Source organism: Streptomyces roseochromogenus subsp. oscitans DS 12.976, assembly GCF_000497445.1.
Classification (GTDB): domain Bacteria; phylum Actinomycetota; class Actinomycetes; order Streptomycetales; family Streptomycetaceae; genus Streptomyces; species Streptomyces oscitans.
Genome location: NZ_CM002285.1, coordinates 846,643 through 855,749, shown reverse-complemented (window position 1 = coordinate 855,749; position 9,107 = coordinate 846,643). Strand labels below are relative to the sequence as shown.

At 71.8% G+C, this 9,107-nt stretch carries 7 protein-coding genes; 3 read left to right on the top strand and 4 right to left on the bottom strand.

The features are described 5' to 3' along the window. The first annotated feature begins 226 nt into the window (after positions 1–226). The gene (locus M878_RS53970) at positions 227–1,069 is read left to right on the top strand and encodes an ATP-grasp domain-containing protein (protein ID WP_023544806.1); all 843 of its coding nucleotides are present in this window, start codon (positions 227–229) and stop codon (positions 1,067–1,069) included. Here the strand turns inward: M878_RS53970 and M878_RS53965 are convergent. Further along, entirely contained in the window at positions 1,056–3,473 is a 2,418-nt protein-coding gene (locus M878_RS53965) for a polysaccharide lyase 8 family protein (protein WP_023544805.1), read from the bottom strand. The two genes, M878_RS53970 and M878_RS53965, sit on opposite strands and share 14 nt — an antisense overlap. Before the next feature lie 195 nt (positions 3,474–3,668). Between M878_RS53965 and M878_RS53960 the strand changes: the two genes are divergently transcribed. Next, positions 3,669–4,307, top strand: a complete 639-nt coding sequence (locus tag M878_RS53960) for a peptidoglycan-binding domain-containing protein (RefSeq protein ID WP_023544804.1) — start codon at positions 3,669–3,671, stop codon at positions 4,305–4,307. A 244-nt stretch (positions 4,308–4,551) separates the two neighbouring features. Continuing rightward, the gene (locus tag M878_RS53955) at positions 4,552–4,992 is read left to right on the top strand and encodes a flavin reductase family protein (RefSeq protein ID WP_209445619.1); all 441 of its coding nucleotides are present in this window, start codon (positions 4,552–4,554) and stop codon (positions 4,990–4,992) included. 272 nt (positions 4,993–5,264) lie between these two features. On the opposite strand, the gene M878_RS53950 is transcribed toward M878_RS53955, so the two are convergent. The 3 genes from M878_RS53950 to M878_RS53940 all read right to left on the bottom strand — a co-directional run bounded on the left by M878_RS53950 (position 5,265) and on the right by M878_RS53940 (position 8,892). After that, the gene (locus tag M878_RS53950; RefSeq protein ID WP_023544801.1) at positions 5,265–5,645 is read right to left on the bottom strand and encodes a hypothetical protein; all 381 of its coding nucleotides are present in this window, start codon (positions 5,643–5,645) and stop codon (positions 5,265–5,267) included. A gap of 448 nt (positions 5,646–6,093) precedes the next feature. Further along, entirely contained in the window at positions 6,094–7,011 is a 918-nt protein-coding gene (locus tag M878_RS53945) for a MurR/RpiR family transcriptional regulator (protein WP_023544800.1), read from the bottom strand. 78 nt (positions 7,012–7,089) lie between these two features. Then, positions 7,090–8,892, bottom strand: a complete 1,803-nt coding sequence (locus tag M878_RS53940) for a phospholipid carrier-dependent glycosyltransferase (protein ID WP_031224002.1) — start codon at positions 8,890–8,892, stop codon at positions 7,090–7,092. Positions 8,893–9,107 lie beyond the last annotated feature (215 nt).

Sequence of the window (9,107 nt, the reverse complement as noted above, 5' to 3'; positions counted from 1 at the left end):
GCCGGGTGCTCGCCGTGCCGTCGTACAGGCCGATCGAGGCAGCGCTCGGGCGTACGGAGTGCCGGGGTCTCGAAGGCCTGGGCATCGGGAGTTGTGGGCGGCGGGGCTGTGAGGATGCCGCGCGCACGATGCGAGGAGCCGGGCCGGGGAGAGGAGCGGTCACCCCTCGACGTAACCTTTCTGCACCCCGCCGCCGACCCGGCCGCGCCTCCCGAGGAGATCCCGCATGCCCGCCGCCCGTCCCCGTCTGCTCTACGTCACCGATCTGGCGTACGAGGCCCGCGGGCGCCGCTACTGCGACGAGGACATCTTCCTCACCTCCCGGCTGCGCGCCCGCTTCGACCTCGCTCTGTGTCATCCGCTGGACGCCGCGGCGCTGATGGACGGCTTCGACGCCGTGGTCGTCCGCAACAGCGGTCCCGTTCTCGGCCACCAGCAGGCGTACGACTCCTTCCGCGCGCGTGCGCTCGCGACCGGCGCCCGTGTCTACAACCCGCTCACCGGCAAGGCGGACATGGCGGGCAAACAGTACCTGCTCGACCTGAGCGCCGCGGGCTTCCCCGTCATCCCGACCGTCGGCCGCGCCGAGGAACTGCGCCTGCTTCCGGCGGCCGAGCGGTACGTGGTCAAGCCGATGCTCGGCGCGGACTCCCTCGGCCTGCGTATCGTCCCCGCCGGGCAGGTCGCCGCGCTCGCCGCGGGCCAGGTGCTGATCCAGCCCTGCGTCGACTTCGTCCACGAGGTGTCCTTCTATTTCGTCGACGACGACTTCCGGTACGCGCTGTACGCCCCCGATCCGGAGCGCCGCTGGGAACTGCGGCCCTATGCGGCCACCGCCGGCGACCTGGAGTTCGCCCGGCGGTTCATCGACTGGAACGACCTCGGCCACGGCATCCAGCGCGTCGACGCCTGCCGCACTCGCGACGGCGACCTCCTGCTGGTCGAACTGGAGGACCTGAACCCCTACTTGTCCCTCGAAGCCCTGCCGGAACAGGCCAGGGACGCCTTCGTCGCCGCGTTCACGGCGTCCCTGAGCCGGTTTGTGCACGGAGCGCTCAGCCCAGCCTGACGGTGACCCGCTGAGCCGCCCCCGCTGTGCCCGTCAGATCGCCGAAGGACAGCGTCAGCGTGGAGCCGGTGGCTGCCGAGGCGAGAGTGCCCGGCGCGGACGTCACCGCGGCGACCGCCCGCCGCCAGGTCAGGGTGAGGCTCGTGCGCATCCGCATCGGATCGCTCACCGCGATCACGGCGGTCCCGTCCTCGCTCTCGCTGATCATGACGGAGCACGGATCGCTCGCGGTGAGCGTTCCGACCGTTCCGCCGAACCAGAAGTTCACCCCGGTGAAGCCGAGCGAGCGAACGAGGACGCCCTGCCGGCTGTCGGTGTTGGCGAGCACGGTCAGCCAGTCCGGGTCCGCTGCCCGCGCCCGCGTCGCGGCCGCGGTGGCTCCCGGCAGCAGGAGATAGGCGTACGAGGCGTTCACCGGGTCGGTGCCGTGGTCGACGTACATCGTCAGGTACTTGCGGTTCAGTACGGTGGTCGAGCCGCTCTTGTTGATCGTGCTCCAGCTGCCGTCGCGGGCGTCGCGCAGGGCGCGCACCGTCGCCCCGCTGGGAAAGACATAGCCGCCGTGGCCGCCGATGTGCGCCCACTTCGCCCCGGTGAGCGTCGCCGACCAGGGGTAGGAGGCGGGCTGGACCGTCCCGTCCACGGTGAAGGGGGCGCCGCCGGCGGGGCCGAGGTTGCGGTTGTCGACCGTCGTCTCCACGGCCGTCCCGTCCGCGCAGGTGATGCCCGCGCCGAGACAGACGACCGTGTCGTCCAGGAAGAACCACGACTTCTTCGCCACGAGCGTCGACTGCAGGCCCTTCAGATACTGCCCGACCGCGGCCCGCTGTCCGTCCGTCGCACCGCCCACCCAGTTCACGTCCGGTTTCGAGGCGCCCCAGTCGCCGCCGGCCGCGTCAGCCAGCGCCTTGCGCGAGACGGTCGTGCCGGGCAGCCGGCAGGGGTCGACGGTGGGCCAGAACGCGTCGCTGTACTGGCCGTTGGCGAAGGTGCCGCCCCACCAGTAGAGCATCCCGGAACCGGTGTGCCAGCCGCGCAGGTTCTCGCCGTTGCCGGTCTCGTAGTACGTGATCCGTCTGTCGGCCATGCTCAGCGCGGCCGCCCAGCCGGGCCTGCGGTGCGTGGCCCGCTCCATCGACGGGAACAGCCGGTGCCCGGTCGGCTCGGCGACCGCCGTCACCGACCCGTCGTCCTGAACTCTCTTGAGCCGGGCCAGATGCGGCAGGCCCAGCACCGGGTCGGCGAGCGGCGGGCTGTAGTAGTCGCGCTGCATCCAGCCCTTCACCAGAGCGCGCCAGCGCGCGTTCTCGGCCGCGCTCGCGCCCTGCCCGAGCAGCACGATCGAGGCGAGGATCGGATGGCCGCGCAGATGGTCGTCCTGCTGGATCTGTTTCGGGTCCGACGCCGTGAGCCCCCGGCTGATCGCGCGGCCCGCCACGCCGTCCATCACCAGGCCGTTGTAGAGGAACGGCGCCCAGGTGTGCTCCACCGCGTCGAACACGATCTGCCGGTTCGGGTCCGTCACCTCCCAACTGGAGCCTGCCAGCAGCGCGAACAGCAACCCCAGCCCGCCCAGCATGACCGAACCGTAGGAGCCGGTGTACGGCACCGTGGTGTGCTGGATGAACGAACCGTCGGCGTACAGACCGTCGCCCGAGGTGACGTACGGGAACACGAGGGAGAGGGCGTCGCGGGCCAGCGCCACCTTGGCCGCGCTCGCCCCGACCACACCGCGCAGCGCCAGCACCCGGCACAGATCGACCCGGTTCGCGCCCGTGCTCGTACCGGTGTAACTCCCGACCGCCGAGTCGGGCACGAAGTGGTCGACGGCGGCGAGATAGCCGGCGATCCGTGTGGCGGACAGCGCGTCGTACATCAGCACGCAGAGGTCCAGCAGCGCCTGCGGGGCGCCGATCTGCCAGTTGTACCAGTTGCCGTAGCGGGCCTGGCTCGCGTTGTAGACGTCGTCGTGCAGATGGTCCAGGCCCGTGACGATCGCGTCCCGCAGGCCCGCGTCGCCGGTCAGGCCGGTGCCCGGCTGGCAGTAGGCCTGCGCGAGCGTGCTCAGCCGGGTGTAGCTGGTGTTCATGTTGGCCGAGTAACCGAACGACTCCTGGTCGGTGTCCGGATCCGGGTCGGCATAGACCAGGCCGGGCCACAGGGAGCCGGCGGCGGGGGCCATCGTCGCCCGGTACTGGCTCGCCGTCGTGCCCAGGTCGGCGAGCCGGCTCTTGAACGGTTCGGCGGTGGGGCTGAATCCGTCGCCGAGGATCAAGGTGCGCCATCTCGCGCGGAGCGTCGCGAACTCGTCCGGCGCCGCGAACGCCCGGGTGCCGAGGCCCAGGGCGACAGCGGTTCCCGAACAGACGGTCAGAAAGCCACGGCGTGACCAAGGAGTCGTCATGACGGCGCTTTCTAGCACGCGCTTTCTCACACGCTCAACACCTCGTACAGAGTTGAGCATTTTCATCGTTTTGGAGGCGTGGTCCGGGGCCGTTCGGCGGTCGGGGCGTGCGTCCTGAACGGGGTTGCCGTGTGGGCCGTATCTCAGCACGGGGAGCTCGGAAGTCCCGTCCTCACGGGACGGAAGGAGAGCCAGGTGCCGACACCGCCCGATCCCGAACGGCCGCGCTCCGGACCGGTCCTGGAACCTGTCCGGGTGCTGCGGCCCCGCCGTTTCGACGCCCTCGCGGAGCTGATGCGCGAGATGGAGACCGGCCCGGCGCGGACGACGCCCACCGACGAGGCGGAGACACGGGAACTGCCACCCGTACCGCCGGCACCCACCACGTTCCGCCCACGCCGGGCGGCCGTCGTCGGGCTCGTGACAGCCGCCGCGCTCCTCGGTTTCGGCTCCGCCCTGCTGCTCACCGGCCGCCAGGAAGCCACCGCGACCCCGCCTGCGCACCGGCCGGCGACCACCGCACCGCCCGCCACCACCCCGGCCCCCGCCCCCACCACGTCACTCGCGCCCACGTCCGCCACCGATCCCGACGGCCCCGGCACGCTCCGCCAGGGCGACACCGGCCCCGAGGTCACCGAACTGCAGCAACGCCTGCTGCGTGTCCCGGACGTCTACCGCGACGGCTCGACCAGCGGCACCTACGACGCGAACCTCACCGCGGCCGTGGCCCGGTTCCAGCTCTGGTACGGCGTCAGCGGCGACGAGACCGGCGTGTACGGCAACGACACCCGCCGCGCACTGGAGTCACGGACCGGCTCCGGCGACGATTCATGACCGGCACACGGGGAACCCCCGGGGAGGCGGAGCATGCCGCACCCCCGGGCCTCCCACTGCGAGTCGGGGCCGGATCGGAGCGGCGGACGGGAGCCGTGCCATGAGGGGCGACGCGGACGATGAGGCGGACAGGGCGGGCGTGGACGGTGCGGCGAGCGGTGCGGGATCCGGGCCGGAGGCCACGGCGGAACCCGGTACGGAGGCCGGCCTGGACGGCTTCTTCTTCGACCGGCTGAACCCCGACATGTGTGTCGTCACGGCCGCCGCCGACGGTGAGCGGGCCGGGTGTCTGGTCGGCTTCGCCTCGCAGTGCTCCATCCGCCCGCCCCGGTTCGCCGTCTGGCTGTCCAAGGTCAACCGCACCTACCGCGTCGCCCGGGCCGCGCAGCACCTCGCCGTCCATCTGCTCACCCTGGACCAGCGGGACCTCGCGGAACTCTTCGGCGGCGAGACGGGCGACGAGACCGACAAGTTCGCACGCGTGGACTGGAGGGAGGAGTACGGCGGCGCGGTGGTGCTGCGGGACGCGGCGGCCTGGTTCGTCGGGACCGTCATCGAGCGCGCCGACGGTGGCGATCACGTCGGCTACGTCCTCGAACCGGTGCGCTGGGGCGAGGGGCGGGGCGGACCGCTGCTGCGGCTGTCCGACGCGGCCACCATCGACGCCGGGCACCCCGTGAACTGACGGACTGACCGGATTCGAACACCGGGCAAGGGATCGGAAAAGCCATGGATAAGAGGGGTGGCCGGGTCCCACCATGGGCAACCCGCGGCCGACGGCCGCGTGCTCCGCCGCACCACAGAAAGCCAGGCCGATGACCGGCTCCCGCATCCCGGGCCTGCTCGTGCCCGCCGTGTTCCTGCTGGCCCTGGTCGCGGGCGTGTGCTGGTACTGGCGACACCGCGACGACGACTGACCGGGCTCCACCTCGCGTGCCGCGAAGGTGACCCCGCCGGTCAGCGGCCGCTGCCGCGTCCCGCCAGAGCCTCGCTGACCGCGCGGACGCTGCGGGCGATGTGCTGCAGCTGCATGACCTCGGCGGCGTACAGCTTGATCGTGTGCTCGATGACCGACTCGGGCAGCCCGAGCATCGGCAGCTCGGCCCGCGCGGTCTGCAGCGCGGTCCGGGCCACCCGCACCTCCTGCTGGACCTGCAGCTGCGCATGCCGGGCGAGCAGCACGGGGTGGCGGATGAGGGCCGGATAGCTGGCGTAACGCGCCGGGATCAGCTCGCGCAGCCACTTGGCCGCCGAGCGCTCCCAGTCGTAAGAGCCCGGCGTCTTGACCTGGCAGGGCCAGTCGGGGCTGATACGGGTGCTGGTCAGGGGCATGGTCATCGCTTCCGGTGTGCGGCGTCGTGAGGGTGGTCCGACGAGTTCGGGGCGGCCCCGGCCTAGGGGATGGCCGGGGCCGCTCCGGGCGCGTCGCGCAGACGATGCGCCCCGGCACACCCCGGGCGCCGACGTGGGTAGGGGACGGCGGCTGGAGGTGTCCGTGCGGGAGCCCCGGGCATCGCGCACCGGCGCTGCGTGGAGACTTGCGTACGCATGGGCGGTCCGTCGGCTTTCTCGGGGCGGTGTGTTAGCGGTGAGTCCGCAGGTGCGGAACGTGCCCGGAGTGGGCCGGGCGCGATCCGTGAGCAGTATTTATATATGCCGTCCCGTTTGCAAGACGTATGAAAACATTCATGCGTGATTTGTCGTGGATGATCCCTGTCCACGGCATGGGAGACCGCAAGATCTTCACCGCACCCGGCGCGCGGGCGCGCGAACCGGCTGGCCGGATTCAGTCCTTCAGGAAGAACTGGTGCTGGTCGGACAGCTGCTCGTACTTCTCCAGCCGGGCCTGGGTGCGCTCCGGATCGGCGTCGGTCATGGCCTGCAGCAGCGCGGCGGCCATCACGCCCGGCGCGGCGTAGGAGTCGAACACCAGCCGGGAGCCGGTGCCGGTGGCGAAGGTGATGTCGGCCTCGTCGGCCAGCGGCCCGAGCGCGAGGTCGGTCACCAGGGCGACCTTCAGACCTGCGCCGCGCGCCACCCGCACGGCCTGGAGTGTCTCCTGGGAGTGCCGGGGCATGGCGAAGGCGAGCACCCAGGTGCCGCCCGCCTCGCGGCACTGCAGCAGCGCGTCGTAGGCCACGCTGCCGCCCCGGGTGACCAGCCGCACGTCGGGGTGGATGCGGCGGGCGGCGTAGCCGAAGTACTCGGCCAGCGACACCGAGATGCGCAGGCCCAGCACGGTCAGCGGGGTGGAGCGGGACAGCTCGCGGCCGACCCGGATGATCTGGTCGGGATCGGCGAAGTCGCGCCGCAGGTTCTCCAGGTTCGCGATCTCGGCGTCGACGGCGGCCTGGAGCTCGTTGGCCTTGTCCTCCTCGCCCGCCCCGCCGGCCAGGGTGCTCAGCGCGATCGACTGGAGTTTCTCGCGCAGCGCGGGATAGCCGCTGAAGCCGACGGCGGCGGCGAAGCGGGTGACGGAGGGCTGGCTGACCCCGACCCGGTCGGCCAGCTCGGTGATGGACAGGAACGCGGCCTCGGTGATGTGCTCGATCAGATACTGGGCGATGCGCCGCTGCCCCGGCGACAGACGGGGGCCGTCGAAGAGTTCCCGGAGCTGGGAGGTCGGTGCGGCCCCGGCCGCGGGCACGGCCTTGCCCGAGGTGATCGCTGATGCCTGTGCTCGTGCCTGCTGCGGCGAGGACACCGGCCCGCCTCCTTTGTCTGCCACAAGCATTCAACATAGCTCACCCACCGTCATGAACAGGGGGTTGAGCAGGAGGTTTCAACGCAGGTAGAGGCTGATCGAATGGCCCACGTCACCGGCCGGCCGGCTGCTGCCGATCAGCTCGGCGAGCCGTCCGCGCGCCTTCGCGAGCGCGGAGTCGGACACCGCCAGCAGCCCGTGCACCTGCCGCGCCGGCACCGTACGCGGATCGCCGGCGTGGATGCCGTAGTACGACGGCACGCCGCTGCCCTTGTACACCAGCCAGACCCGTTCGTGCGGATACCGCTGCCGGAGCCGGTCGGCGAGCCGGCCCAGGTCCTGCCCCCAGTCCACGTTGGAGTCGTGCAGCAGCCGATGGGTGTGCGCGGGACCGCCGAAGGCCTCATTGGCATACGGCAGGTAGTACGGGAACGTGCGCAGCGAACTCACGGCCGTGCACAGCACCAGCGCGGCCGTCGCGGCGGCCGTCCAGCGCCGGCCGAATCGCGGCACACAGGCCGCCGCCACCGCGAGGAACATCGGCACGAACAGCGCGTATCTCGTCCCGAAGTCCCGCGATCCCGTCATGGCCGCCGCGAGCAGCACCCCGGGCGGCAGCAGCAGATACGGCGCGGCGGGCCGCAGCCGCCGCAGCGCCACGACCGCCACGGCACCGGCCGTGCCCAGCGCCAGCAGCCCGAGCGGCGTCTTCACCAGCAGGGCGGCCGGCAGGTAGTACCAGAGCGGACCGGTGTACAGATGGCCGAACAGATAGCCCTGCCACGGGTACTCCTCCAGCCCGAACTGCATCCGCATACCCGCCCGGTAGGCCTCGGGCACCGGCAGCAGATCCACCAGCCGCCCACGCAGCCCGTGCAGTGCCGGCACCGGTTCTGCGGGGGAGAACCGCAGCCGTGGATCGACGACCAGATACGAGGCCCAGACGACGGCGACCGCCACCATCGCCACGCCGACCGCACCGGCGACCGCCGCCAGCACCTTCTGACGCCGACCGCCGGTCGCGCCCGAGAGAAGGGCAAGGGCTTTGCGCCGACGGCTGTCGGCCGGGCCCGAAAGAGCGGACAGGGCCTTTCGCGGGCCAGAGTTCGCGCCCTGGCCGTCCGTCGGCGGCGCCTCCCCCCGCCGGCCGGCCGCAACAACGGACACCGCCGCCAGCCCCATCAGTACCGGCACCGCCGGCAGGGCGCTCATCTTGGTGGCCACGGCCGCGCCCAGCGCCGCTCCGGACAGCGGCAGATACGGCACCGGCCGGCGTCGTGCGCGCCACACCAGCCAGGCCGATGTCAGCACGAACCCGGCTGCCGGCACGTCCAGGGTGGCCAGTGAGCCGTGGGCGATCAGGTCGGGGGAGAAGGTGTACAGGGCGAGGGCCACCAGGCCGCCCGCCGTGCCCGTCAGTTCGCGGGCGAACGCGAAGGCGACCAGCCCGAACAGCAGGGTCAGGATGATCACCGGCAGTCGTGCCCAGAGCATCAGCCGCCAGGGGTCGTTGCCCGACTCGTACAGCAGATGCCGGCCCACGTCCCCCTGTGTGCCGGTGTACGACGGGTCGTAGTGCGGGTCGGCCACCGCCACACCCGTTGCGATCAGCAGCTTGCCGAGCGGCGGATGCTCGGGGTTGTAGCGGATCCGGTGGTCGTGCAGATAGTCGCCGGCCGTGGCGACGTACACCGGCTCGTCGATCGTCGGAGTCTGCTCGACAGCCGTCGTCACCATCACCGCCGCCATCTGGACCAGCAGCAACGCCACCAGCAGTGGCACCAGCCACCGGCGGTGCAGGCGCATTCCGGCGTCATGGCGGGACGGCTCTGCGGCGGGAGCCGTTCGGCTGAGGACCAGGTGCTGTGCGCGCGCCATCATCCGCCCCGCGGTGGCACCGGCCGAGGGGCGGCGGGAACGGTCGAGGACCCGGACATGGCCCTACTGTCGCACCGCTCCCGCCGCAGGCGGCGTCACCGCTGTACGAGTCGTACCGACAGACCTTCTGCCGTGTACACGGGTACGGCCCGCAGCCGGTCGGAGTTCACCTTGATCCGGGTGAACCGGCCGCGGACGCACAGCGGCGCACTCACAGC